Origin of the sequence: Tenacibaculum aestuarii, from assembly GCF_964510395.1 — a bacterium.
GTDB lineage: Bacteria > Bacteroidota > Bacteroidia > Flavobacteriales > Flavobacteriaceae > Polaribacter > Polaribacter aestuarii.
Map to the genome: position 1 here is coordinate 669,260 of NZ_CAZEFY010000001.1, position 24,895 is coordinate 694,154.

Consider the following 24,895-nt stretch of genomic DNA (forward strand, 5'->3'; position numbering starts at 1 on the left):
TACTAAATTATGGACGTATGTATAATACAAAAAGTGAAATTTCAGACAAAGAGTCGAACTCAAATACAAAAGAGATGACATTAACAAAAGAGTTAAAAGTACCAGCGAAGCCTAAGAATGCTAGAGGTATGGTTGATAATGTACTAGAGCAATTCAATAGTGCATCAGACCAAATAGGGTTACACCCAAATATCCGTAAAATATTAAGTATTACTAATAACGAAGTCATTGTTAACTTTCCTGTAAAAATGGATAACGGAGACGTTGAAATTTTTCAAGGATACCGTGTACAACACAACAATGCATTAGGGCCTTATAAAGGAGGTTTACGTTACCACCCAACTGTAGATATTGATGCAGCTAGAGCTTTAGCTATGTGGATGACTTGGAAAACTTCATTAGCAGGTTTACCATACGGTGGAGGTAAAGGAGGTATTCAATTAGATCCTTCTAAATATTCTAAAGATGAATTAGAGCGTATTACTAGACGTTTTACGTTTGCTTTAGGAGATAACATTGGGCCAGAACACGATATTCCTGCGCCAGATGTTAATACAAACGCGCAAACAATGGCGTGGATGGCAGATACGTACATGAGCACTAAAGCTCCTGCTGCGCGTTCAATGAACCAACACGTAGTTACAGGAAAACCAATTGGTAGTGGTGGTTTAGAAGGAAGAGATAGAGCTACTGGTTACGGTGTTTTCTTAACTATCAAATTTTGGATAGAAGAAAATAACGAAACTTTAGAAGGAAAAACGTTTATCGTTCAAGGATTTGGAAACGTAGGATACTGGGCAGCATATTTCTTAGAGCAAGAAGGAGCTAAAATGGTAGGGGTTCAAGATGCTTATGGAAGTATTAAGAATGCTAACGGAATTAAAGTAGAAGATTTTTTCAACTATACAAAAGCGAATAACGGAAGTTTAGTTGGTTACCCAGAGTCTGAAGCTGTGGAAAAAGAAGATTTCTTTGCGCTTGATAGTGATATCTGTATTCCAGCAGCTTTAGGAAACCAAATTACTGAAGACAATGCTCACTTAATTAAAGCTAAATTAATAGCTGAAGGAGCAAACGGTCCAATAAACGTTGAGGGTGAGAAAATCCTTTTAGAAAAAGGAGTAACAATTATTCCAGATATTTTATGTAATTCAGGAGGAGTTATTACAAGTTACTTTGAGTGGCTACAAAACCGTAACGGTGAATTATGGAACATGGAAGAAGTAATTGAAAGATTAGACAAAAAGTTAAAAGAGTCATATACAAAAGTTTCTGATTACGCTAAGTTAGAAGGAATTGATATGCGTAAAGCTGCATATTGTATAGCTATTCAACGAATAGAAAAGGCTTATGTTCAACGTGGAATTTTCCCATAAAGAATATCACAAATGAAGCACGGAAGTTTAATTTTAGAAAAAAAAGAGTACGTATATATTAAAAGTATGCTGAATGTTTCTGAGCATTCTGAAGGTCATCAAGTTCAAAAATCATTAATGAAATTTGCTGAAGAATTAAAAACAGCAATCATTTTAGATGAAGAAGATATGTTAGATGATGTAGTACGCTTAAATAGCACGGTTACTGTAGCTTCTGGTGATGTTTGGGAAAAGACGATACAAATTGTAAAACCAACAGAGAAAGACCTGAAAAATAATAAGGTTTCTATATTAACTCCAATAGGAATAGCCTTATTTGGATATGCATTAAACGATGTTGTTCATTGGGAGTTTCCTGGAGGAAATAAGGAAGTTAAAATTTTAAAGGTAACTCAAGAAGTAGTAGGAAGTGAAAATCTCAATTCCTTAATTTAAAATACTATAAAAGTTATGACACTTAATAATAGCGATATAGATGTAGTACACAAGTACAATCATGTAGAACTAAAAGGGTGGGTAGACCAATTACAGTATATAGAAAAAGAGATTGATAACCTTTTAGGTTTATATGCTAGCTCTTTAGGAGAAAAAACTATACCAATAGGAATACAAGAGCTTTTCTCTAAAAGGAAAAAATTAAACAAAGAGCTTTACGAAAAAGTCCTACCATATTCAAATGCATATACTAATGTTGCAGAATGTGATGACATTCAATGCGATATGGCATACTTAGGAGAGTATGATAGATTACGAGAAAGTTATAAAGATAATTTAGAGGCTTATCAACAACTAAAAGATAAGTTGTTTGAAGAGGCTCTAAGAAAAGAATAACATACTTGTGAAAACAAGTTTGTTAGATTAGTAGATTTAGTTGATAAACCTTGGGATGAGAATCTCAAGGTTTCTTTTTTGCAATGGACTTATTTTATTGATAAATACAGCAAGCTTAACTTATTTAATAATGATTCATATTTACTAAGTAGATAGAAATGTACTAAAAACAATTTAACTGTTTTTAGGGTAACAGCCTTTTTAAGGATGTTTTATTAAATATGGAGTTTATGGTTTTGAAAGGAAATTAATAATGTCGTAGTAAAAGTAAATAGCACTAATTTTAAATAAAAAAGCCTGTTAATCGAAAGATTAACAGGCTTTTTTTGTCGGGGTGGCAGGATTCGAACCTGCGACCTCCTGCTCCCAAAGCAGGCGCGATGACCGGGCTACGCTACACCCCGTGTTAATTGGGACTGCAAATGTAGAAAAAAAAAGTAAACTACAAATAAAAAAATGATTTTTTTGTCAAATAATCTGACCTTATAAAACGATAGTTAAAATATATTTAAAAGAAGATAATAGAAGTAAAAAAAAATTACATTTGTAACTTCAAAATTTTAAGATAATGGCAGAAAAAATTAAATGTTTGATTATTGGATCTGGTCCTGCAGGATATACAGCGGCAATTTATGCAGCAAGAGCAGATATGAAACCAGTTATGTACACAGGAATGCAAATGGGAGGTCAGTTAACAACAACTACTGAAGTTGATAATTTTCCAGGATATCCAAAAGGAACTGATGGTACTGCAATGATGGAAGATTTAAAAAGTCAAGCAGAACGTTTCGGAACAGATGTTCGTTTTGGAATGGTTACTAAAGTTGAGTTTTCTGAAGAAGAAGGAGGAGTTCACAAAGTAATCGTAGACGACACAACAGAGATCGAAGCGCAAACAGTAATTATCTCTACAGGAGCTACTGCTAAATATTTAGGATTAGAAAGTGAACAACGTTTAATAGGAGGTGGAGTTTCTGCTTGTGCTACTTGTGACGGATTCTTTTATAAAGGACAAGAAGTTGTAGTTGTAGGAGCAGGAGATACTGCTGCTGAGGAGGCAACGTATTTAGCAAACATTTGTAGTAAGGTTACTATGTTAGTTCGTAAAGATTATATGCGTGCATCTAAAGCAATGCAACACCGTGTGAATAAAACAGAAAACATTACAGTAATGTACAATACTGAAATAGATGAAGTTTTAGGAGAGAGTGTTGTTGAAGGAGTTCGTGCTGTAAACAATGAAACAGGAGATAAAACTGAGATTCCTGTAACAGGAGTGTTTGTTGCTATCGGACACAAACCTAACACAGAATTATTTAAAGGAGTGTTAGATATGGATGAAACAGGCTATTTAATCACTAAAGGGAAATCTACAAAAACTAATTTACCAGGAGTTTTTGCTGCAGGTGATGTACAAGATAAAGAGTACCGTCAAGCAGTAACAGCGGCAGGTACAGGATGTATGGCAGCGTTAGATGCAGAACGTTATTTAGGAGCGTTACATTAAAAAGCTTAAAATATAATATCAAAAAAGGTTACGTATTCACACGTAACCTTTTTTTGTTTTATAAAATCAGTTTTTTCTAACTCATATTTTTATCACTCTCTTTAATCATTTGTCGAATCCAATCGTTAGGAATCACATCTATGGTAAGATTTATACGTTCTTCATCTCCGTTATTTATGACTTTATGAGGGGAGGTAAGACGCATATACCAACATTCTCCAGATTCCATTAAAACAGGCGTGTTATTTAAGAAAAAAATTACATTTTTATTGTTAAGAATAGGGATGGTAAGACGAATTACTGATTTTTTAATCTCTAAACCTAAAGTAGGGTCGGTGTGTTCTTTAACAGTTGCATATGGTGCTAATCTAAGCAACCTGACAAGATTTACAGTTGTATGTTTCTTAAAAAAGTTAACAATACTAGTTAAGTATGGAGATTTCTCTAACGCAGCTGTGTCTAGCCAATCGGTCCAAGATCCATCAGCATAGTCTTCAGCAGGAGGAGGAAAAGGTAAAGATGTGTCTACTAAATGTGCAGGTGATCGTAGAGGAATTACATCATAGTATTCAAAATTATCTAATTGTAAGGCTTTAGCTTCTTCAAGCATTTTAGCAGCATCAAAATTAAATGATAATTTAATTCGATCAGTAGTAACGTTAGTAGTTTCCATAGAAATAGATTAATAAAAAAGATAAGGTTAGTTTTTAGTAATATTATACATCTCTATGTATTTTTCATAGAAATTGTAATTAGCTAAAGGTAGTTTTTTGCTTTAATTTATAAAAGTAGGTTTTGTTAGGTCTGTATTAGTTTTAAGTCAAGTTAAATTTTCTAATATTTTAACTTAAAAACTACAATAGCGACTTTTAAAGTACATCAAAGTCGCTATTGTATTTATGTATAAAGTTATAAGAAAGTTACGTTAACAGTTTAAAAACATCGGCTGTATTTTGTAAATAAACTATATTCTTGCTTTTTATACTAAAGGCTCAGCTTTAAAACCTTTACTTTTTACGATAGCAATTACTTCATCCGCAGTAATTCCTTTAGAACTTACGGTAAGAATTTTATCATCAAAATTAGTATCTACATTCCAATGGCAAATACCTTCAGCATTGTCTAAATCAGCTTGTACTTTTGATACACATCCTCCGCAGTTAAGGTTTGTTTTGAATTTTAACTCTTTATTATTTTCCATTATATTAAAAATTTATTTGTTATTGAATACTGCAAATTTCAGTACAACAGGGGTGTTTGTTGTTGTACAATTTTAAGATTGATTTGTGAGATTTACAGATTTACTTACTGAGTGAGATTTTACTTTTTCCATTTTAATCGTAAACTATTGCTAACCACACTAACACTACTCATAGCCATAGCTGCACCAGCAATCATAGGATTTAATAAGAAACCATTAAATGGATATAAAATACCAGCTGCAATAGGAATACCAATAAGGTTGTAAATAAATGCCCAAAACAGGTTTTGTTTAATGGTAGCTACCGTTTGTTTTGATAGTTTTATGGCTTGTGGTATTTTACTTAGGTCTGATGATATAATGGTCATTTTAGCAACATCCATCGCAATATCACTACCTTTTCCCATGGCAATACTAACATTGGCAGTAGCTAGGGCAGTACTGTCGTTAATACCATCACCCACCATAGCAACAGTTTTTCCTTGTTGCTGTAACTCTTTTACAAAATCAGCTTTGTGTTGTGGTAATACTTCAGCTTTATAATGTTGAATACCTGTTTCTTCAGCAATAGATTTTGCGGTAGCTTCGTTGTCACCAGTAAGCATGTATAGTTCAATGTCCATAGCTTGTAGTTCCTTAATAGCTTGTACTGAGGTTTCTTTTATTTTGTCTGAAATAGCAAGTACAGAAAGTGCTTCTTTACTATTAGCAAACCAAATAACAGTTTTAGCCTGTTTGCTCCATTCGTCTGCTTGTTTTAAAAGTTCGTCCGCTATGGTAACTTTATTTTCAGCCAACAACTTTTTATTACCCACAAAAAAGGTTTCGCCATTATAATCAGCCTTAGCACCTTTACCTGTAATACTGTCGAAATTTGTTAGTGGGGTAGTGGCAGTATCTCCTAAAAACTTTACAACTGCTTCTGCTAATGGATGTTCAGATTTTTTCTCAATACTTAAAAGAATGTTCTTAGCAGTATCGTTATTCTGTAACCAAGATATACCAGTTACCTCTGGTTTTCCCTCGGTAATAGTTCCTGTTTTATCTAAAATAATTGCGTTTACTTTTTTAGCCAATTCAAGACTTTCAGCATCTTTAATTAAAATACCTTTTTCGGCACCTTTACCAACACCCACCATAATAGCGGTAGGAGTAGCAAGCCCTAAAGCACAAGGACATGCAATAACCAATACGGTGATAGCAGCTAATAATCCTTGAACTACTCCGTTATCACCGCCTAAAACAAACCATATAATAAATGTAATCACAGCAATACTCATTACTACAGGTACGAAAATACCTGCAATTTTATCAACCAATTTCTGTACAGGAGCTTTACTACCTTGTGCATCTTGTACCATTTTAATAATTAGAGCCAACATAGTTTCTTTCCCAACCTTAACAGCTTTAAATTGGAAACTTCCTTTTTGATTGATGGTTCCTGCAAAAACCTTTTCATTTTCTTCTTTTAGTACCGGAACAGGTTCACCACTTAACATACTTTCATCTACATACGAACTCCCTGTAGTAACAATACCGTCTACCGCAATTTTTTCTCCTGGTTTAACAAGAATAGTATCATTTACGTTCACATTTTCAATAGGGGTTTGCTTTTCCGTTCCGTCAGGTTGTATCACAACAACAGTTTTAGGCTGTAGCCCCATCAATTTTTTAATGGCAGAAGAGGTGTTTCCTTTGGCTTTTTCTTCTAATAGTTTTCCTAACAGAATAAATGCGATAATAACCGCAGCTGCCTCAAAATATACATGTGCTTCTAATCCTCTAGATTCCCAAAATTTAGGGAATAACATATTGAATACACTAAATATATATGCTATACCTGTACTTAAAGCAACCAAAGTATCCATGTTTGCGGAACGATGTTTGGCTTGCTTCCATGCATTGATGAAAAAGTCTTTTCCAAACCATAATAATACGGGGGTAGAGAAGGCCCACATAATAAGGTTGGCGTAAGGTATGTTCATAAAAAACATACCAATAACAACTACAGGCAATGAAAGTATTACCGACCACATGGTTTTGGTCTTTAGTTGCTTGAACTTCTTTTCATGAATAGCTTCGAGGGTTTCTTGTTGTTTGGTTTCGTCTTCAATTAGCAAATCATACCCCGCACCTTGTACTGCTTTTTGCAGTTTTGTAGCATTGGTCATGTTTGGAAGGTATTCTACCGTTAAATTTCCACTAGCAAAATTTACCGAAGCATTTACTACACCTGGTTCGTAGCTAACAATACTTTCAGCACTTCCTGCACAAGAGGCACAAGTCATACCCAATACTGGAAATACTTTTTTAACAGTGGTTACACCGTAGCCCAAATCTTTTATAGCGGTAACGGCGTTTGCAAGAACTTCTTCGTTAGTAACCGTGATAGCAGCTCTTTGGTTGTTTAGTTCTACTTTGTGGGTTTCAATTCCCTCAACATGTGCTAATCCTTTTTCAACGATTAAAGCACAGTGTTCACTTTCCACACCTTCTAGAGGTAGGTAAATGATATCTTTATTGTTATTTGTTGCCATTTTTTTACTGTATTAATTTGTACAATACAAAGTTGGCATTAAGTTAGAGAAAATTTATTGTGGAATTTTGGAATTGATTTATAAGATTTACACTTCGTCTAATGGTTTTCTTCTGTCTTTACGGATTTTTTTAAAGTGACTTGGCGTTAATCCTGTAACTTTTTTAAACTGATTGCTCAAATAGGCTACGCTTGAATAGTGTAAACGGAAAGCAATTTCACTTAATGATAATTCATCGTAAACAAGTAACTCTTTTACCTTTTCTATTTTTTGAGCAATAAAATACTTTTCAATAGTAGTACCTTCTACTTCAGAAAAAAGATTGGATAAGTAATTATAATCGTGATGTAGTTCGTTGCTTAATAGTTCAGATAAGTTAACTTTTGTTTCACTGTCTTGATGGTGTACCAAATTGATGATTAAGTTTTTAATCTTTTCAATAATGCGACTTTTTTTATCATCAATAATCTCGAAGCCTAAATCAAGTAAAATCTCGTCTAGATGTTCTTTTTCATCTGAAGTAAGTTCTTTTTCGAGTATAACCTCACCCAATTTAATGCTTTTTACGCCAATACCTAATTTGTCTAATTCATTTTGAATGACTAGGATACAGCGGTTGCAAACCATGTTTTTGATAAAAAGAGTCATCTTATTTTTCTTACTTCTATTTTTTGTAAAGATACAGTTCTAATAGAAGACAATGGTTTTACTATTGCAGTTTTGTTGTTTTTAGCAATTTTATCTTTTCCTAGTATGTGGCCTTACATAAACTCTTTTTCCAGATTTAGTAGTTCTGTAATGCCCTTTTACTTTAACAGGTTTTGAATAATCAAGTGATTTTTTTCTTGAACTTGAAAACGATGATTTTCTGGAGTTATTTCTAACATATTTATATTCTAGTAATTTCAGAGATGAAGAATAATCAACTTTTAAATCTGATTCATCGACAATTCCAGTAGTTCCATTATATTCAACTTTATAAAATCCAATTTCCTTGTCAATTATTTTTATGATATCTCCTTCTTTTATTGTGTCTAATACTTCCCCGTATTTTTTGTCTTTTAGCTTTAACACAGAAAAGCTGTAACTTTTCTCGGCTTTTAAGTTATAACCATTCGTTAAAATTTCAGTTTGTATCTGTGATTTTAAGTCTTCTATTTTTTTATTCAGATTTACGATTTCAGTTTGTAAACTGTCAATTTTTGGATTTTCTTGAGAAAATCCAAAAAGGGTAAATAACATTAAAAATATTGTAATTTCTTTTTTCATATTGTTGTTAATAATAATTAGCTACAATGGTATTACTAGTTATGAGTTGTTACTTAGTTTAGCTCGACTTTTTTTACTACTGAAAAACCTTTGGTTTTGTTAAAGCTCATATTATGAACAAAATTTTGCATACTATCAGAAGGGTCAATAGTATCCAGATTCAAATTTTCAATTGTTTGAGGTGGAAATATCACAGATAAAATTGGTTGTTCTTCAAGATGCCCAGTCTTAGTATTTACAATTTTAGCCAAAGCATTAATTCGGGCATAATCAATTGGTAAATAAGCAAATACTTCTCTGGCTACACGAATTGAAGAACTGCAAATGTGGTCTTGATATAATTCATTAAATCTCGATTTAGGCATACTCTTTTTGGAAAGTTTTCCAGTTGATGTTTGTTTTAATTCATAGTCTGGAATTACATCTAGACTATTTACATGTAAATCGATATCAATATGATTTTGGTCAAAATTGAAATTAATTTTAGTTCCTAATTCTCCAATGTCAGAAAAAGGATCAAAATATTGAAGTGCTTTTTTATATGAATCAGATTCTCTTTTTTTAATTCCTGTTGTAATTTCTTGAAGTTCCTGCCAATTATTTAATTCGTCTAAATATTCTTTATATGCAATGTCAAATTCTTTTTTGTCTTTCTCTATTGCTTGATCCAATTGCTTTGAAAGCTTATTTATTTTCTTTTGAGTTGAACCAAATAGCTTATCGAAAAAAGAAGGCTTGAAATTGTCTAATTTATTTTTGGCTATAATTTCATATTTTGTAATAGGGGTCGGTTCATTTGGTCTTTCGGTATTCTCAATTTGTTGCCAATCTATTGGGGCAGTGCAATTTTTGTGGACAGATTGTATTGTTTCAACATAACTTTGCCAGTCAGAAACAGCTTGTTGAGCATTTTTAATTTCTTGTAACTTTTGCTGTTCTTTAAACCTTTTTGCAGCTTCACGAGCCTGTCGTTGTTGCTCTCTTTCCATTCTACGGACGGCAGCTCCATATGATCGTATTGCTCCTTTTAATGTAGTCATTTTAGTTTTATTAGGTTATAAAAGTATCTTTTATCTTCTTATACACCCTATGCTAGAAAGGTGTATATAGGTTATGTGTTTTCGAAATTATTATAAAAAGAGTAATAAAAATTGCGAGAAACCGTAACAAGAATAGGTGTTTTCCGTAGTTTTAGTAAATAAAGAGTGTTTGTGCTATAATTTATGGGATAACCACGTCGCTGTTGCTCCTCGTTATGACGTTATTTTATGATAAAAATAAAAACCTCACACCAACAAACCAAAAAAGGCTGTATAGCATGAGGTTTTCCCATAAGTTATTAATTCGTTTAAAGAGACAGTTATCGTGAATTATTCTTCAGTGGTTACTTTTTTAAAACGCATCATGGTTACATCGTCCATTAATAAGTTTAGTTTTCCGTCTTCATCAAAACTATACTTATTAATTTTTTTAATGGTTTTTAAAAACTCCTGTTCCCCTTGTCCGCAGTACATCATGGTTGTTGGTCCTGGTTCACCAAAAGAAATAGCGTCTCCTTCTAAAGTAAATTCAGCAGAATACCCATTACAACCATTATTCCCCATAACTTTTTGGGTTTCTTTGTCAAAGGTCAGTTGAGGTTTTTTCATGTGAAATAATCCATCAAAGGCAATTTTAGGTCCAGAGATGTATTCTAGTTCCCAAGTGGTTCCGTATAATTGTTCGCTATTGTCTTTTTTTGTACAAGACACTGTGATTAATAGAATTACTGCGAATACAAATGATAGTTTTTTCATAATATTTAAGTTTAGTTATTAGTGTTAAATTCAGTTGAGTTTTTTACTACAAATTTTCTTGATGCTTCTCCATCAACCAATTTGTAAGTAATTTGTCTGGTGCCACCTGTTGGGTTGGCATTGCTATCACGTTCTTTATAAATAGGAAAACGTTGTGCTAGGGTAGTTTCTACAATCGTGAATTCATCATGCCCCATATAACCATCACTTAACTCTTTGTTATCGGTAATAGGAGGGAAGTATATTTGACTCATCGATTTTTTATTGTTTACTGAAAATCCAACAACATTTCCATAGCTTCCACTTCCGTCAGATTTTGTGTAGATTAAAACTTCAGGAGAACCATCAGAGTTTAAATCTTCAATTTCTGCATCAACAACACTACCGTCAATAGTTTGAGTAACGGCTGAATTATCTATTTCTAATCCGTACGGAGTAACCGTTAATTCAGTTTCCATTCCATTTTTTTGAGTAGTGATATTAAAACCAATTCCCTGTAAGTTTAAATGCTTGTTAAAAATGGTTTTATCTATTTGTGCTTGATCTAAATCACCTTCAATTTTCTGATACGAACCTGCAAGACTACCTCCTCCTGAACAATAAAAATTTAAGATGTTGCTATCAGACTCGTTTTGAGTAGTGATGGAAATTTGATTGTCTTTAAAAGAAAATAGGATTGTTTTTCCTTCCGCAGTAGCTGTATAAGTACTGTCATTTACTTTTTTTGCAAGTGCGTCAAAAGTACAGGTAGGTTTCTTTTTGTCAGCACGCGAACGAACAGCAATTTTTAATTGCTCGTCTTTAGCAGTTTTTACAGCAACCGAAACCCAATCGTAACCTTCATCTTTTTTCTCGTATTCGGAAGAAACATAGTTTCCTGTAACACTAAGAGTCGTAGTTACAGCTTCTTGAGTAGTTTCTTGTGTGTCTGTTTTTTTTGTTTCGTTTTTACAGCTTACCAGGGCTAAAAAAGCCATTCCTAATAAAGCTGAAGTGTTTAGTTTTATCATGTTTTTCAATTTTTCAGAGGAATTTGTTTCAATAAATATACCATTAAAGATATGAAAAAAGGTTTTAAGAAAATATTAAGAGAGTTTGATTTTAGATGATTAGATAGTTGGATTCTTAGATAGTTGGATTGATTGATCATTAGATTTTAGAAAGAAATTTTATCAAAAAAAAGACCGCCAAAACCTAATTTGACGATCTTTTAAACAAACAACTAAATTCTAAAACCTATAATAGTTGAAGAAATTTTTTATTCAAGTTAGTTTGCTGATAGTGTGTACTAACTATGAATTATATCTAATCTTTCAGAGGGTTAGAAGCAGTATTTATTTTCTGCTTTTAATTTCTCTGCAATTGTATCACGTAACTCAACTACGTTAGGGTAGTTGGCATATTTTGTAAAACGCTTAAGTCCCATTAACATCATGCGTTGCTCATCACCTTCAGCGAAAGAAATAATTCCTTCTCTTGCGCTTTTAGTAATAATTTCAACAGCATTATATAAGTATAACTTCGCCATTGCAATTTGTTCTTTTTGAGCATCTTCACCAAAACGCTTCGCATTCTTTTCAGCTCTTAAAATTCCAGACTCTGCCATGTATATTTCAATTAAAATATTTGAAGCAGCCGTTAATAATTGTTGGTGTTGCTCTAATTCAGGACCAAACTTTTGTAAAGCAGCTCCTGCAACCATTAAGAATACTTTCTTAAGTTTAGCAAGAATTTCTTTTTCTTCTGAGAATAATTCAGAATAATCTGGAGTATCGAAAGAAGGAATTCCCATTAATTCGTTTTGAACTGCCATTGCCGGATTTAATAAATCTACATGACCTTTCATGGCTTTTTTAACTAACATTCCTACCGATAATAAACGGTTGATTTCGTTAGTTCCTTCGTAGATACGTGCAATACGAGCATCTCTCCAAGCAGACTCCATTGGGGTTTCTTCAGAGAATCCCATACCTCCGTAAATTTGGATTCCTTCGTCAGCACAGTTTTGTACGTCTTCAGAAACAGCTACTTTTAAGATAGAACATTCAATAGCATATTCTTCAACACCTTTTAATTCTGCTTCTTGATGCGTGTTTCCTTCTGATTCACGAATCGCAATTCTATCTTCAATATTTTTAGCAGCTCTGTACGATGCAGACTCACCAACATAAGCGTTAGTAGCCATTTCAGCTAATTTCATTTTGATAGCTCCAAACTCAGCAATAGGAGTTTTAAATTGCTTACGCTCGTTTGCGTAGTTTACAGCATGAGTTACAATTCTTCTTTGAGAATCTAAACAAGCAGCTGCTAATTTAATACGACCAACGTTTAAGGCGTTCATGGCAATTTTGAATCCACCACCACGTACAGATAACATATTTTCAACAGGAACTAATGTATCGTTGAAAAATACCTGACGTGTAGAAGAGGCGCGAATACCTAATTTGTGTTCTTCTTCTCCTAAAGTTACTCCGTTAGGATTGTTTTTATCATATTCTAAGATAAAACCAGTAATGTTTTTATCATCTTCAATACGAGCAAAAACGATGAAGATCTCAGCAAAACCTGCATTTGAAATCCACATTTTTTGTCCGTTAATTTTATAGTGCTTTCCGTCTTCAGTTAACTCAGCAGTAGTTTTACCTGAGTTCGCATCCGATCCTGCTCCTGGTTCTGTTAAACAGTAAGCTCCAAAACGCTCTCCCATTGCTAATGCAGGAACATATTTTTGCTTTTGCTCTTCTGTACCGTATAAAGTAATTGGCATAGTACCAATACCTGTGTGTGCACCAAAAGCTGTACTGAAAGATCCTGTTCCACTAGAAATGTAATCACATGTTAACATTGTAGAAACGAATCCCATTCCTAATCCACCATATGATTCAGGAACAGCCACACCTAAGAATCCTAATTCACCAGCTTTACGCATGGTTTCTTCAGTAAGAGCATAGTCTTTCTTTTCGAAACGTTCTTTATGAGGAATGATTTCACGGTCGTTAAATTCTTTAACCGCATCACGCATCATTGTTTGCTCTTCTGAAAAATCTTCAGGAGTAAATATATCTTCGCATTTTGTTTCTTTTACTAAGAACTGCCCTCCGCGTAAAAGATCTTTAGTTAATTCTGACATAATTTTTTTAGATTTTTAGTATTTGGTAGTGAGTATTGAGATACTAACTACTTTTATAATTCTTTTATTTATTTTAAAAAGAGCAGAGAAAATCTCTCAATACTCAATACCTATATCTTAGTTCTAGCTTAAGAACTCGAAAATACCTGCGGCACCTTGACCAGTACCAACACACATGGTAACCATTCCGTATTTGTTATTCATATTACGCTTACGCATTTCATCAAATAACTGAACAGATAACTTACCACCAGTACATCCTAATGGGTGACCTAAAGCAATTGCTCCACCATTTACGTTAATGATATCCGGATTTAAATCTAATTCGCGAATAACAGCTAATGATTGTGAAGCAAATGCCTCGTTTAATTCAATTAATTCAATATCACTTTGTTGTAACCCCGCTTGTTTTAAGGCTTTTGGAATAGCTGCTACAGGACCAATACCCATAATACGAGGTGGTACACCTGCTGCTGCATAACTAACCAAACGAGCTTCTGGCTGAATGCCTAACTCTTTTACCATATCTTCACTCATTACCATTACGAAAGCAGCTCCATCACTAGTTTGCGATGAATTACCAGCCGTAACAGAACCATTAGCAGCAAATACAGGACGTAATTTTGCCAAGGCTTCTACTGTTGTTCCACGGCGTGGACCTTCGTCTTTAGTAACTGTGTAATTTCTTGTAGCGCGTTTTCCGTTTCCATCAATGTAAGTTTCTTCTACATCAATTGGAGCTATTTGATCTTGGAAACGATCGCTATCTAATGCTTTTAAAGCTTTCATGTGCGATTCGTATGCAAATTGATCTTGATCTGCACGAGATACATTGTATTGTTGAGCTACTGCTTCTGCAGTATTACCCATTCCCCAATAGTAATCTTCGTGACCAGCATTTACGATATCGTAGTTTAATTCTGGTTTAAAACCTGTCATTGGTACAGAACTCATACTTTCTGCTCCACCAGCAATAATACACTCTGCCATTCCAGATTGAATTTTTGCTACTGCCATACCAATAGTTTCTAATCCTGATGAACAGAAACGGTTTACGGTAACTCCAGGAACATCTACAGAATCTAATCCGATTAACGAAATGATTCTTGCCATGTTTAATCCTTGAGAACCTTCAGGCATTGCGTTACCAACAATAACATCGTCGATACGCTTTACGTCGAATTCAGGCAGTTGAGTCATCATATATTTGATGGTCTCAGCAGCTAATTCATCAGCCCTTTTAAATCTGAACACACCTTTTTTAGATTTCCCTACGGCGGTTCTATATCCTTTTACTATATATGCTGTTTTCATTGTTTTAGTTTCTTAATGGTTTACCAGTTTTTAGCATGTGCTGAATACGCTCTAACGTTTTGCGTTCTGTAGTTAAACTTAAGAAAGCTTCACGTTCCAGGTCTAATAAATACTGCTCAGTAACTTTTGTTGGTTCTGATAAATCTCCTCCAGCCATAACATAGGCTAGTTTGTTTGCAATTTTCTGATCGTGTTCAGAAATATATTTAGAAGCTTCCATAGAGTCTGTTCCTACTAAGAACATACCTAAGGCTTGCTTACCTAATACTAAAACATCTTTACGTTTTACAGGTTGTGTATAACCAGCTTCAGCTAATAATACAGCGTGTTTTTTAGCTTCTGCTATTTGACGGTCTTTGTTTACAACAACAATGTCTTTTCCTTTTTGTAGTAGGTTTAAGTCGTATGCTTCATAAGCTGAAGTTGCCACTTTTGCCATACCAATAGTTAAGAAGTGCTCTTGTAATACGTTTAATTGAACATCGCCAGAGTGGAATAAGTCTTGTGCTCTTAAAGCCATTTCTTTTGATCCACCACCACCAGGAATAACTCCAACTCCAAACTCTACTAATCCAATGTAGGTTTCAGCAGCAGCAACTACTTTGTCTGCGTGTAATGATAATTCACATCCACCTCCTAAAGTCATTCCGTGAGGAGCAGCAATAGTAGGAATTGCAGAGTAACGCATACGCATCATGGTATCTTGAAAATACTTGATAGCCATATTTAACTCGTCGTACTCTTGCTCAACAGCCATCATAAAAATCATTCCGATGTTAGCACCAACAGAGAAATTCGCTCCTTGGTTACCAATAACTAATCCTTGGAAGTCTTTTTCAGCTAAATCAACTGCTTTGTTTAATCCTGCTAAAACATCACCACCAATAGTGTTCATTTTAGATTGGAATTCACAGTTTAAGATTCCGTCTCCTAAATCTTCAATCACCACACCAGAGTTTTTGAATACTTCGGTAGTTTTACGAATGTTGTCTAAGATGATAAATGAATCTTGTCCTGGCTTTTTAACTTGTGCTTTTGCTGGTACATCGTAGTAATATGTTGCACCGTCTTTAACTGTATAGAAAGATTTTTCTCCTTTAGCTACCATTTCAGTAACCCAAGCAGCTGGTTCTTTTCCTTCAGCTTTCATTAATTCGATACCTTTTTCAACTCCTACAGCATCCCAAATTTCGAAAGGACCATTCTCCCATCCGAAACCTGCTTTCATAGCATCGTCAATTCTGTATAACTCGTCAGAAATTTCTGGAATTCTATTTTGAACGTACGCAAACATTGCTGCGAAGTTCTTACGGTAGAATTCTCCCGCTTTATCTTTTCCGCCAACTAATACTTTAAATCGGTCAATTGGCTTATCGATTGTTTTTGTTAATTCTAACGTAGCAAATTTTGCTTTTTTAGACGGACGGTATTCCATCGTATCTAAATCCAACGCTAAAATTTCACGTTTTCCTTCTGCATTGGTTGTCTTTTTATAGAAACCTTGCTTAGTTTTATCTCCTAACCATTTGTTTTCCATCATCGTGTTGATGAAACTTGGTAACTTAAATAAGTCGTGAGCTTCGTCGTTTGGACAGTTTTCGTAAATTCCGTTAGCAACGTGTACTAACGTATCTAATCCAACTACATCAACAGTACGGAAAGTAGCTGATTTTGGACGTCCAATAACAGGACCTGTTAATTTATCAACTTCTTCAACTGTTAATCCTAATTCTTTTACTTGGTGAAATAACGATTGGATTCCGAAAATACCAATACGGTTACCAATAAAAGCAGGCGTATCTTTTGCTAATACTGAAGTTTTTCCTAAGAATTTAGAACCGTAATCCATTAAGAAGTCAGTAACTTCTTGTTTACAATCTGGTCCTGGAACAACTTCAAATAATTTTAAATAACGAGGAGGGTTAAAAAAGTGCGTTACCGCAAAGTGCTTACGGAAATCTTCACTACGTCCTTCGTTCATAAACTTAATAGGAATACCTGAAGTGTTGGTAGAAATAATAGTACCAGGAGTACGATATTTTTCAACTTGCTCAAAAACACTTTGTTTAATGTCTAAGCGCTCAACAACTACTTCCATAACCCAATCTACATCTTTAATTTTGTGTAAATCGTCTTCAAGGTTTCCAGTAGTAATTCTATCTGCAAATTTTGTATTGTAGATAGGTGATGGTTTTGACTTTAATGAAGCAGTCAAAGCATCATTTACCAAACGGTTACGAACTACTTTGTCTTCTAAGGTTAATCCTTTTGCTTTTTCTTGGTCGTTCAATTCTCTTGGAACAATGTCTAATAATAAGACTTCAACGCCAATGTTAGCAAAATGACATGCAATACCAGATCCCATGATACCAGAACCGATAATTGCTACTTTTTTAATTCTTCTTGCCATTTGTTTATTGGTTTGTTTTTATACAGCTTGATTGTCAATATCCTCTTCGTATATCAACTTATCTGTAATTAGTTTGTTAATTGTTGTTGTTACTTTAAAGAAGGTTTCTAATTCTTCTTCAGTAATATGCTCTCTTACTTTGTTGTTAAATTGGTAAACATGTCCCTTAGAAACTTCACGCATTTCCTTACCATATTCGGTAAGTTTTAAAATAACACTTCTCCCGTCATTAGGATTCTTTTCACGACATATAACTCCTTTGTCTTCCATGGTTTTTAACAAGCGAGAAAGACTTGTAGGCTCCATTCCCATTAAAGGACCTAAAGCTGTAGAAGGAGTACCATTTTCATAATCTATATTCAACAAAGCAAAAGCTGTAGCCATGGTGCTATCATGCTTAGCAGCTTGCTCATTATACATTTTTGCAACTGCTTGCCAAGTGGCTCTTAATTGGTGATCTATCGATTTATCTTTATCCATCGATGCCAAATATATAAAAATTTATTATGCATGCATAGTATTTAATAAAAAAATTATGCATGCATAATAAAATTAACATAAAATTAATCTTGTAACGTTTACAGCGAAGTAGATACTAATTGAGTATAAAAATATGTAAGTTTGTCACTGCTGTTTTTTAACAGGCAGCAATTAATCAACTATTGAGTCTATGAATAATTTATTAGAAATAAATAATGTGGTAAAACGTTACGGCGATTATACTGCATTAAATAATGTGTCTATGCACATACCTAAAGGAAGCGTTTTTGGCTTGTTGGGTCCTAACGGAGCTGGAAAAACTTCTTTAATTAGAATCATCAATCAAATTACAATGCCAGATAGTGGTGAGGTAATTTTAGATGGAGAAAAATTAGCACCACATCATATTGAATATATAGGATACTTGCCGGAAGAACGTGGTTTGTATAAAAGTATGAAGGTAGGAGAGCAGGCGTTGTATTTGGCACAGTTAAAAGGTTTAAGTAAAGCCGAAGCAAAAAAACGCCTTAAATATTGGTTTGATAAGTTTGATATTGGTGCATGGTGGAATAAAAAGATAGAAGAACTTTCTAAAGGGATGGCGCAAAAGGTACAGTTTATAGTAACGGTATTGCATCAGCCTAAATTATTAATTTTTGATGAGCCTTTTTCTGGGTTTGATCCTATTAATGCACAGTTAATAGCAAAAGAAATTTTGCAATTGCGTGATGAAGGTGCTACTATTATTTTTTCTACCCACAGAATGGAATCTGTTGAAGAAATGTGCGATTATATAGCGTTGATTAATAAATCAAACAAAATTTTAGACGGTAAGCTAGAGGATATTAAAAAAGAATTTAGAACAAATACTTTTCAAGTAGGGTTAACAACTTCAAATTCGAGAGAAGTTGAGAGTAAATTAAAACAAAACTTTGAAGTATTACCAGCAGATTTCAAATTATTGAATGATGGATTGAAATTAAACGTGAAGCTTTCTAACGGAAGTTCACCAAACGATTTGCTATCGTATTTAACTACTCAAGGACAAGTACAGCACTTTGTCGAGTTAGTACCAAGTGCCAATGATATTTTTATTCAAGCAATACATAAAAACAGTTAAGCTATGAAAAGATTACGATTAATTATAGAACGTGAATTTATTGCTAAGGTTAGAAATAAATCATTTATCGTCATGACTTTCCTAAGTCCTTTGTTAATGATTGGTATGGGGGCGTTGGTATTTTTCTTAATGAAAAAGAATGATGAGAAGGTTAAGAAGATAGTTTATGTTGATGAGTCAGGAAAGTTTTCTAAAGATGTATTTGTAGATTCTAAAACAGTAAAGTATCAAGATTTTACGGCGTTAGGTATTGAAGATTCTAAAAAGAAAGTTGAAGAAGGTGATTATTACGGAGCTTTATATATTCCGAAGCAAGATAGTTTAGAAGTATTGGCAAAATCGATTGAGTTCTTCTCGAAAGATTCACCAAGTATGTCTATTATGGAAAGTTTGGAGGATAAAATAGACAAAGTATTACGTCATGAAAAGCTAACCAGTTTTGGTATTGATTTAGCGCATATTGAAGAATCGAAAATAGCTTCAGAAATTAAAATGTTGAATTTCTCTGGTGAAAAATCATCAAAATTAATCAACGGATTGAAAATTGGAGTAGGTGCCATAGCAGGATACTTATTAATGATGTTTGTTATGATTTATGGTACTTCGGTAATGCGAAGTGTTATTGAAGAAAAAACAAGTAGAATTATCGAGGTAATTGTTTCTTCCGTAAAACCTTTCCAATTAATGTTGGGGAAGATTATCGGAAATGCTTCAGCTGGTTTATTACAATTCTTTATTTGGGGAATTTTGTTTTTAATATTTAGTTTTATAGCATCCTCTTTCTTTGGAGTTGATATGATGGATGTACAATCGGCTAAAGTTTCACCAGAACAAATGGAGGTAATTAAGCAAACAGCAACTGATAAGGGAGAAATGATTGTACAAGAAATTTTCAGATTGCCTTTAGTTAAAATGTTTTTCTTGTTCATTTTCTATTTTTTGGGAGGATATATGCTGTATAGTTCGCTATTCGCAGCTGTTGGTGCAGCGGTAGATAATGAAACAGATACTCAGCAATTTATGATGCCTATTATGTTGCCTTTGATTTTAGCTGTATATGTAGGGTTTGCAACGGTAATTAATGATCCTCACGGGCCTGTGTCAGTTGTATTTTCATACATTCCATTTACTTCTCCAATAGTTATGTTAATGCGTATTCCGTTTGGAGTAGCTTGGTGGGAAATAGCCATTTCTATGTTGTTATTAATTCTTACTTTTATGGTGATTGTATGGGTAGCTGCTAAGATTTATCGAGTAGGTATTTTAATGTATGGTAAAAAAGCAACCTATAAAGATTTATGGAAATGGATTCGTTATAAAGGATAATCATTTTTTATGAAATAAATTGTGCAGTCGTTAGTTTACTATAATTGAAAGAGTTTAATGTAGATTGTATTTAATTAATAAAACAATAAGAACTAGTAGATGAAAGAAATTATAAAGGAAATAACCGATTTTTTAAACTACAGAATCCCTGTGGGAGGAAAAGATGTTGAGTTCACGTTAAAAACAATTCTGTTTTTAATTGTAGGCTTACTTTTTGTCAAGTTTTTATTGAAGTATTTAAAAAAGCTAGCAAAAAGCAAGTTAGAACAAGAAGATAAAAATAAGTTTGATACTATTTTCTCCTTTACTAGTTGGTTGGCTTATGTAGTCGTTTTTTCAATAGGCTTAAGTTCGGCAGGAGTTAATTTAAGTGCAATTTTAGTAGCATCTTCTGCTTTATTAATTGGTATTGGTTTGGCTTTACAAACCTTCTTTCAAGACATCATCTCAGGAATTTTTATTATTGTTGATAAGAGTGTACATGTAGGGGATATTATAGAGTTAGATGATAAAGTAGGAAGAGTAGAAGAAATAAAATTAAGAACTACCCGAGCGGTAACTATTGATAATAAAGTATTGGTTATACCTAATCATAAGTATTTGTCAAATAGTTTATATAACTGGACGCAAAATGGAACGACAACTCGTGAAAATGTTACTGTTGGAGTGGCGTATGGTAGTGATGTAGCTTTGGTTAAGAAACTATTGTTACAAGCAGCTAATGAACATTTAAAGGTATATCAACATCCAGCTCCATTGGTGCTTTTTGAAAACTTTGGTGATAGTTCTTTAGATTTTAAGTTGATTTTTACATTGAATGATAGCTTTCAGGCAGCGGTACCAAAGAGTGATATTAGGTTTAGGATTGATGAATTATTTAGAGAGCATAATATAAGTATTCCATTTCCTCAAAGAGATATACATATTATTGAGAAGAATAAATAATGGCTCAATTGTTGCTTTTCTAGAAAGAATAAAAAGAAAATATGGCTAAAATATTAATAATAGAAGATGAAGCTGCAATCCGCAGAGTGTTAAAAAAAATCATTTCTGAAGAGAATGATTCCTATGAAGTAGAAGAAGCAGAAGATGGATTAGCAGGAATTGAAATGATAAAGAACACAGATTACGATTTAGTGCTGTGCGATATAAAAATGCCAAAAATGGATGGCGTTGAGGTATTAGAAAAGGCCAGAAAGATTAAGCCAGAAACACCAATGGTGATGATATCTGGTCACGGAGATCTTGACACAGCAGTTAATACAATGCGTTTAGGAGCCTTTGATTATATTTCGAAACCGCCAGATTTAAATCGTTTGTTAAATACAGTTCGAAATGCATTGGATAAAAAAGAACTAGTAGTTGAAAACAAACGTTTAAAAAAGAAGGTTAGCAAAAACTACGAAATGATTGGTGAAAGTGAGGCTATTACTCATATTAAAGATATAATAGAAAAAGTTTCAGCTACCGATGCTCGTGTGTTAATTACAGGACCTAACGGAACAGGAAAAGAGTTAGTAGCACATTGGTTGCATGAAAAGTCTGATCGTTCTAAAGCACCAATGATTGAGGTAAACTGTGCAGCTATTCCTTCAGAATTAATAGAAAGTGAACTATTCGGACATGTAAAAGGTAGTTTTACAGGGGCTAATAAAGATAGAGCAGGAAAGTTTGAGGCAGCAAATGGGGGAACTATTTTCTTAGATGAAATAGGGGATATGAGCTTATCTGCACAAGCAAAAGTATTACGTGCATTACAAGAAAATCGCATTCAACGTGTAGGTTCTGATAAGGACATTAAAGTGAACGTACGTGTCGTGGCTGCCACGAATAAAGATTTAAAAAAGGAAATTGAAGAAGGACGTTTTCGTGAAGATTTATATCATCGTTTAGCAGTGATTTTAATTAAAGTTCCTGCGCTTAATGAAAGAAGAGAAGATATACCGTTATTAGTAGATTTCTTTGCAAAGAAAATTTCTGAAGAGCAAGGTATGCCTATAAAAGGATTTTCTAATGATGCTATTAAGTTACTGCAAGAATATGATTGGACAGGAAATATTAGAGAGTTACGAAATGTAGTTGAACGATTACTTATTTTAGGAGAAAAAGAAGTCTCTAAAAATGATGTAAAACTATTTGCTAGTAAATAGCATAAATACTTTATAAAAAAAGAAGAGCAATTTTGCTCTTCTTTTTTATTGGTTATACTTGTTTTAATTTAAATCGTATCTGTCAGCATTCATTACTTTAGTCCAAGCAGCTACGAAATCTTTAACAAACTTTTCTTTGTTGTCGTCTTGTGCGTACACTTCAGCATAGGAACGTAAAATTGAATTTGAACCAAAAATTAAATCAGCTCTAGTTGCTGTCCATTTAGTATTTCCAGTCTTACGGTCAACAATGTTGTATAGATTTTCTCCTGCAGGTTTCCAAGAGTATTTCATATCAGTAAGGTTTACAAAGAAGTCGTTACTTAATACCCCCTCGTTTTCTGTAAATACACCATGTTTAGTTCCTCCGTGGTTGGTTCCTAATACACGCATTCCTCCAACTAAAACAGTCATTTCAGGAGCAGTTAGGCCCATAAGTTGTGTTCTGTCTAATAATAATTCTTCAGGTTTTACCACATAATCTTTCTTTTGCCAGTTTCTATATCCGTCATGTAAAGGCTCTAAAACATCAAAAGATTCAGCATCTGTCATTTCAGTGGTTGCATCACCTCTTCCAGGAGTAAAAGGAACTTTAATGTTGACACCACCTTCTTGAGCGGCTTTTTCAACAGCAGCACTACCTCCTAAAACAATCAAATCAGCAATACTTACTTTCTTGCTTAATCCTGATTGAATTTCAGCAAGTTTATCTAATACTTTCTTTAATCTTGTTGGTTCGTTTCCTTCCCAGTCTTTTTGAGGAGCTAAACGAATACGTGCCCCATTAGCACCACCTCTAAAGTCAGAATGTCTAAAAGTTCTAGCACTATCCCAAGCAGTATTGATTAATTCAGTACGAGTAAGTCCGCTATTTAATAGTTTTTCTTTTAGTTCTTCAATTTCAGTTTCGCTTAAAGTATAGTCAACAGTAGGAACAGGATCTTGCCAGATAAGAGTTTCTGTTGGAGCATCAGTGCCTAAATAACGTGTGTTAGGCCCTAAATCACGATGTGTTAACTTAAACCAAGCACGAGCAAAAGTGTCAGCGAAATAGGCTGGATCTTTGTAGAATTTTTCAGATATTTTTCTGTATTCAGGATCCATTTTCATCGCCATATCCGCATCAGTCATGATAGGATTTCTTTTGATATTCGGGTTATGAGCATCGGTAGGTTTGTCAGCATCATCCATGTTAACAGGTTCCCATTGCCAAGCACCAGCAGGACTCTTTTTTAATTCCCACTCATGATTTAATAATAAATGAAAATAGGTATGATTCCATCTGTCAGGGGTAGTTGTCCAAGCACCTTCCAAACCACTGGTAACAGTATCTGCTGCATTCCCGTTTCCTTTAGGGTTCATCCAACCAAAACCTTGATTGTGAATTTCAGCTCCTTCAGGACTTTGACCTAAAGCATCTGCATCACCATTACCATGAGCTTTTCCTACGGTGTGCCCACCAGCTGTCAACGCAACGGTTTCTTCATCGTTCATAGCCATACGCTTAAAAGTTACTCGAACATCATGTGCAGTTTTTAACGGGTCAGGTTTGCCATCAACACCTTCAGGGTTTACATAAATTAATCCCATCATAACAGCTGCTAAAGGATTTTCTAAATCTCGCTCACCAGAATAGCGCGTGCCTTTACTTCCCGTAGGAGCTAACCATTCTTTTTCTGATCCCCAATAAATATCTTTTTCAGGATGCCAAATATCTTCACGCCCTCCAGCAAAACCAAAAGTTTTGAATCCCATAGATTCGTAGGCCATATTTCCTGCTAAAATAATAAGGTCAGCCCACGATAGTTTATTCCCATATTTCTTTTTAATAGGCCATAATAAGCGTCGTGCTTTATCTAGGTTTCCGTTATCGGGCCAACTGTTTAAGGGAGCAAAACGTTGGTTTCCGGTGTTACTACCACCTCTTCCGTCTGCAACTCTATAAGTACCCGCAGCGTGCCACGCCATACGAATCATTAATCCACCATAAGTTCCCCAATCGGCAGGCCACCAATCTTGACTATCGTTCATAAATGTTTTTAAATCATTTTTTACAGCTTCAAGATCTAGTTTTTTAAATTCTTCAGCATAATTAAAATCTTCCCCTAGAGGATTCGTTTTAGTGTCATGCTGACTGAGAATGTCTAAATTCAAAGATTTAGGCCACCATTCCATAACGTTATCATGTATCTCTGTATTAGCGCCTTGTGAAAATGGACACTTTCCGTTTTTACCTGAAGAGTGAGTGTGTGCTTCTTTCATGTTATCAATTTTATAGGTTAGAATACCATCAAATTTACGACAAAACCTTGAATAATTTTTATCTATATTTTTTATTTCAATATAAAAATTTCTTATTGTTTTGTTTTTTTGGTATATAACTTTTTGATAATTAGGTTTGTATTTGTTTTGTTTATTTTGTTTTTTAAAATGTATTGATAATCTTTA

General features: G+C 33.9%; 21 protein-coding genes and 1 tRNA gene. 8 read left to right on the plus strand and 14 right to left on the minus strand.

Features of this window, described 5'->3' with window-relative positions:
• The first annotated feature begins 74 nt into the window (after positions 1-74).
• From ACKTSU_RS03215 to ACKTSU_RS03225, 3 genes are read left to right on the plus strand one after another with little or no spacing between them, the layout of a single operon-like run.
• Complete coding sequence (locus ACKTSU_RS03215) at positions 75-1,376, plus strand: Glu/Leu/Phe/Val family dehydrogenase (RefSeq protein WP_408035323.1); 1,302 nt, start codon at positions 75-77, stop codon at positions 1,374-1,376.
• A gap of 12 nt (positions 1,377-1,388) precedes the next feature.
• A complete protein-coding gene (locus tag ACKTSU_RS03220) occupies positions 1,389-1,811 on the plus strand; it encodes a GreA/GreB family elongation factor (RefSeq protein WP_408034923.1) in 423 nt (140 codons plus the stop codon).
• A 15-nt stretch (positions 1,812-1,826) separates the two neighbouring features.
• Positions 1,827-2,207, plus strand: a complete 381-nt coding sequence (locus ACKTSU_RS03225; RefSeq protein ID WP_408034924.1) for a hypothetical protein — start codon at positions 1,827-1,829, stop codon at positions 2,205-2,207.
• Positions 2,208-2,536: 329 nt separating this feature from the next.
• On the opposite strand, the gene ACKTSU_RS03230 is transcribed toward ACKTSU_RS03225, so the two are convergent.
• Positions 2,537-2,611, minus strand: a tRNA-Pro gene (locus ACKTSU_RS03230).
• 164 nt (positions 2,612-2,775) lie between these two features.
• Here ACKTSU_RS03230 and trxB point away from each other — a divergent pair.
• Entirely contained in the window at positions 2,776-3,714 is a 939-nt protein-coding gene (trxB, locus tag ACKTSU_RS03235) for a thioredoxin-disulfide reductase (RefSeq protein ID WP_408034925.1), read from the plus strand.
• 76 nt (positions 3,715-3,790) lie between these two features.
• On the opposite strand, the gene ACKTSU_RS03240 is transcribed toward trxB, so the two are convergent.
• The 12 genes from ACKTSU_RS03240 to ACKTSU_RS03295 form a co-directional block, all read right to left on the minus strand.
• On the minus strand, positions 3,791-4,387 hold the full coding sequence (locus ACKTSU_RS03240; RefSeq protein ID WP_408034926.1) for an aspartyl/asparaginyl beta-hydroxylase domain-containing protein: 597 nt from the start codon (positions 4,385-4,387) through the stop codon (positions 3,791-3,793).
• A 306-nt stretch (positions 4,388-4,693) separates the two neighbouring features.
• Entirely contained in the window at positions 4,694-4,915 is a 222-nt protein-coding gene (locus ACKTSU_RS03245; RefSeq protein WP_408027953.1) for a heavy-metal-associated domain-containing protein, read from the minus strand.
• 119 nt (positions 4,916-5,034) lie between these two features.
• Positions 5,035-7,452 (minus strand): heavy metal translocating P-type ATPase, encoded by a 2,418-nt coding sequence (locus ACKTSU_RS03250; RefSeq protein ID WP_408034927.1) that lies wholly within the window; start codon positions 7,450-7,452, stop codon positions 5,035-5,037.
• A gap of 87 nt (positions 7,453-7,539) precedes the next feature.
• Positions 7,540-8,100 (minus strand): helix-turn-helix domain-containing protein, encoded by a 561-nt coding sequence (locus ACKTSU_RS03255; protein ID WP_408034928.1) that lies wholly within the window; start codon positions 8,098-8,100, stop codon positions 7,540-7,542.
• Positions 8,101-8,190: 90 nt separating this feature from the next.
• Positions 8,191-8,721, minus strand: coding sequence for an SH3 domain-containing protein (locus ACKTSU_RS03260; RefSeq protein ID WP_408034929.1), 531 nt, complete (start codon positions 8,719-8,721; stop codon positions 8,191-8,193).
• Positions 8,722-8,774: 53 nt separating this feature from the next.
• Positions 8,775-9,761: a hypothetical protein gene (locus ACKTSU_RS03265; protein ID WP_408034930.1), complete on the minus strand. Its 987-nt coding sequence runs from the start codon at positions 9,759-9,761 to the stop codon at positions 8,775-8,777.
• A gap of 330 nt (positions 9,762-10,091) precedes the next feature.
• A complete protein-coding gene (locus ACKTSU_RS03270) occupies positions 10,092-10,517 on the minus strand; it encodes an META domain-containing protein (RefSeq protein ID WP_408034931.1) in 426 nt (141 codons plus the stop codon).
• Between the two features lie 11 nt (positions 10,518-10,528).
• The gene (locus ACKTSU_RS03275) at positions 10,529-11,527 is read right to left on the minus strand and encodes a PliI family lysozyme inhibitor of I-type lysozyme (protein WP_408034932.1); all 999 of its coding nucleotides are present in this window, start codon (positions 11,525-11,527) and stop codon (positions 10,529-10,531) included.
• A gap of 311 nt (positions 11,528-11,838) precedes the next feature.
• Complete coding sequence (locus ACKTSU_RS03280; protein ID WP_408034933.1) at positions 11,839-13,647, minus strand: acyl-CoA dehydrogenase family protein; 1,809 nt, start codon at positions 13,645-13,647, stop codon at positions 11,839-11,841.
• 123 nt (positions 13,648-13,770) lie between these two features.
• The gene (locus ACKTSU_RS03285; RefSeq protein ID WP_408034934.1) at positions 13,771-14,961 is read right to left on the minus strand and encodes an acetyl-CoA C-acyltransferase; all 1,191 of its coding nucleotides are present in this window, start codon (positions 14,959-14,961) and stop codon (positions 13,771-13,773) included.
• A gap of 4 nt (positions 14,962-14,965) precedes the next feature.
• A complete protein-coding gene (locus ACKTSU_RS03290; protein ID WP_408034935.1) occupies positions 14,966-17,371 on the minus strand; it encodes a 3-hydroxyacyl-CoA dehydrogenase/enoyl-CoA hydratase family protein in 2,406 nt (801 codons plus the stop codon).
• Positions 17,372-17,389: 18 nt separating this feature from the next.
• On the minus strand, positions 17,390-17,851 hold the full coding sequence (locus tag ACKTSU_RS03295; protein WP_408034936.1) for a MarR family winged helix-turn-helix transcriptional regulator: 462 nt from the start codon (positions 17,849-17,851) through the stop codon (positions 17,390-17,392).
• 190 nt (positions 17,852-18,041) lie between these two features.
• Here ACKTSU_RS03295 and ACKTSU_RS03300 point away from each other — a divergent pair, with 190 nt between their 5' ends.
• The 4 genes from ACKTSU_RS03300 to ACKTSU_RS03315 all read left to right on the plus strand — a co-directional run bounded on the left by ACKTSU_RS03300 (position 18,042) and on the right by ACKTSU_RS03315 (position 22,447).
• On the plus strand, positions 18,042-18,971 hold the full coding sequence (locus tag ACKTSU_RS03300) for an ABC transporter ATP-binding protein (protein ID WP_274633590.1): 930 nt from the start codon (positions 18,042-18,044) through the stop codon (positions 18,969-18,971).
• 3 nt (positions 18,972-18,974) lie between these two features.
• Complete coding sequence (locus ACKTSU_RS03305) at positions 18,975-20,297, plus strand: ABC transporter permease (protein WP_408034937.1); 1,323 nt, start codon at positions 18,975-18,977, stop codon at positions 20,295-20,297.
• Between the two features lie 99 nt (positions 20,298-20,396).
• Positions 20,397-21,242: a mechanosensitive ion channel family protein gene (locus tag ACKTSU_RS03310; RefSeq protein WP_408034938.1), complete on the plus strand. Its 846-nt coding sequence runs from the start codon at positions 20,397-20,399 to the stop codon at positions 21,240-21,242.
• A 41-nt stretch (positions 21,243-21,283) separates the two neighbouring features.
• Positions 21,284-22,447 carry a sigma-54-dependent transcriptional regulator gene (locus ACKTSU_RS03315; protein WP_408034939.1) on the plus strand — a complete coding sequence of 388 codons (1,164 nt, stop codon included), beginning with the start codon at positions 21,284-21,286 and terminating at the stop codon, positions 22,445-22,447.
• Between the two features lie 63 nt (positions 22,448-22,510).
• Here the strand turns inward: ACKTSU_RS03315 and katG are convergent, their stop codons facing one another.
• Positions 22,511-24,709: a catalase/peroxidase HPI gene (gene katG / locus ACKTSU_RS03320; RefSeq protein WP_408034940.1), complete on the minus strand. Its 2,199-nt coding sequence runs from the start codon at positions 24,707-24,709 to the stop codon at positions 22,511-22,513.
• Positions 24,710-24,895 lie beyond the last annotated feature (186 nt).

Excerpts from the sequence above, each read along its gene's own strand:
- ACKTSU_RS03215 (WP_408035323.1), top strand. The coding sequence starts at position 75 with ATGACATTAACAAAAGAGTTAAAAGTACCAGCGAAGCCTAAGAATGCT.
- ACKTSU_RS03220 (WP_408034923.1), top strand. The coding sequence starts at position 1,389 with ATGAAGCACGGAAGTTTAATTTTAGAAAAAAAAGAGTACGTATATATT.
- ACKTSU_RS03225 (WP_408034924.1), top strand. The coding sequence starts at position 1,827 with ATGACACTTAATAATAGCGATATAGATGTAGTACACAAGTACAATCAT.
- trxB (WP_408034925.1), top strand. The coding sequence starts at position 2,776 with ATGGCAGAAAAAATTAAATGTTTGATTATTGGATCTGGTCCTGCAGGA.
- ACKTSU_RS03240 (WP_408034926.1), bottom strand. The coding sequence starts at position 4,387 with ATGGAAACTACTAACGTTACTACTGATCGAATTAAATTATCATTTAAT.
- ACKTSU_RS03245 (WP_408027953.1), bottom strand. The coding sequence starts at position 4,915 with ATGGAAAATAATAAAGAGTTAAAATTCAAAACAAACCTTAACTGCGGA.
- ACKTSU_RS03250 (WP_408034927.1), bottom strand. The coding sequence starts at position 7,452 with ATGGCAACAAATAACAATAAAGATATCATTTACCTACCTCTAGAAGGT.
- ACKTSU_RS03255 (WP_408034928.1), bottom strand. The coding sequence starts at position 8,100 with ATGACTCTTTTTATCAAAAACATGGTTTGCAACCGCTGTATCCTAGTC.
- ACKTSU_RS03260 (WP_408034929.1), bottom strand. The coding sequence starts at position 8,721 with ATGAAAAAAGAAATTACAATATTTTTAATGTTATTTACCCTTTTTGGA.
- ACKTSU_RS03265 (WP_408034930.1), bottom strand. The coding sequence starts at position 9,761 with ATGACTACATTAAAAGGAGCAATACGATCATATGGAGCTGCCGTCCGT.
- ACKTSU_RS03270 (WP_408034931.1), bottom strand. The coding sequence starts at position 10,517 with ATGAAAAAACTATCATTTGTATTCGCAGTAATTCTATTAATCACAGTG.
- ACKTSU_RS03275 (WP_408034932.1), bottom strand. The coding sequence starts at position 11,527 with ATGATAAAACTAAACACTTCAGCTTTATTAGGAATGGCTTTTTTAGCC.
- ACKTSU_RS03280 (WP_408034933.1), bottom strand. The coding sequence starts at position 13,647 with ATGTCAGAATTAACTAAAGATCTTTTACGCGGAGGGCAGTTCTTAGTA.
- ACKTSU_RS03285 (WP_408034934.1), bottom strand. The coding sequence starts at position 14,961 with ATGAAAACAGCATATATAGTAAAAGGATATAGAACCGCCGTAGGGAAA.
- ACKTSU_RS03290 (WP_408034935.1), bottom strand. The coding sequence starts at position 17,371 with ATGGCAAGAAGAATTAAAAAAGTAGCAATTATCGGTTCTGGTATCATG.
- ACKTSU_RS03295 (WP_408034936.1), bottom strand. The coding sequence starts at position 17,851 with ATGGATAAAGATAAATCGATAGATCACCAATTAAGAGCCACTTGGCAA.
- ACKTSU_RS03300 (WP_274633590.1), top strand. The coding sequence starts at position 18,042 with ATGAATAATTTATTAGAAATAAATAATGTGGTAAAACGTTACGGCGAT.
- ACKTSU_RS03305 (WP_408034937.1), top strand. The coding sequence starts at position 18,975 with ATGAAAAGATTACGATTAATTATAGAACGTGAATTTATTGCTAAGGTT.
- ACKTSU_RS03310 (WP_408034938.1), top strand. The coding sequence starts at position 20,397 with ATGAAAGAAATTATAAAGGAAATAACCGATTTTTTAAACTACAGAATC.
- ACKTSU_RS03315 (WP_408034939.1), top strand. The coding sequence starts at position 21,284 with ATGGCTAAAATATTAATAATAGAAGATGAAGCTGCAATCCGCAGAGTG.
- katG (WP_408034940.1), bottom strand. The coding sequence starts at position 24,709 with ATGAAAGAAGCACACACTCACTCTTCAGGTAAAAACGGAAAGTGTCCA.